1 protein-coding gene is annotated in these 825 nt (G+C 50.7%); it reads right to left on the bottom strand.

Annotated elements, in window-relative coordinates; translation table 11 throughout:
* Nucleotides 1-825: reverse transcriptase/maturase family protein (locus D5269_RS18015; protein ID WP_199735797.1), on the bottom strand; the 825-nt coding region annotated here is incomplete at both ends.

Raw genomic sequence — 825 nt, 5'->3', positions numbered from 1 at the left:
CAGGAAGTCATCGGCATAGCGGACATATTGCAGGGACTTATAGCTGGTTTCCCTAAGCGGATGCGTTGGGAGATTTCTCTGTTCTGCCCGCATTTGCCGGAGTATCCGCGCACGTTTTTTCTGTTCCTCTGCACCCAGCGTATTCCAGACCTTATCGTTTTTGGCCTTATATCGGAAGATTCTGCTTGCCATATTACGATGGGCTGGGTTCACAGTCCGTGCTGGTCTGCTGAATTCCTGCTTATATTCCTCCATATACTTATCCAACTCGTTCAGATAGATATTGGCGAGGATGGGACTGATGCCAGACCCCTGTGGAGTGCCGGTGTAGGTTTTGTGGTATTTCCACTGTTCCATATATCCGGCTTTCAAAAATTTCCACATCAGGCCGATAAAGGCTTCGTCCTTGATTCGCCTGCGGAGAATTTCAATCAGTACATGGTGGTCAAAGCTGTCGAAACACGCTTGGATATCGCCCTCCACAAACCACTTTGCGCCAGTGAACGTGTTCTGAATTTTGACCAGCGCGGTGTGGCAGCTTTTTCCAGGGCGGAATCCATGAGATACATTGGAAAAGGTCGGTTCATAGATGCTTTCCAAAATCATTCGGACTACTTCCTGCACAAGCTTGTCATCCCCGGATGGAATGCCAAGCGGCCGCTTTTTCGCCGGGCTGTTCTTTTTGGCGATATAGGTGCGGCGGGCAGGGTTCGGGCGGTACGAGTGGTCTTTCAGGGACGCAATGATTTTGTCAATGCGTTCCAGGCTCATACCATCGGTGGTTACGCCGTCCACGCCCGGTGTCATGCTGCCGTCATTTGTGTA

The organism is Anaerotruncus sp. 1XD42-93 (assembly GCF_009917605.1).
Taxonomy (GTDB): Bacteria; Bacillota; Clostridia; order Oscillospirales; family Ruminococcaceae; genus Anaerotruncus.
The sequence above is the reverse complement of the archived record's forward strand: the minus strand, read 5'-3'. Positions and strand labels throughout refer to the sequence as shown.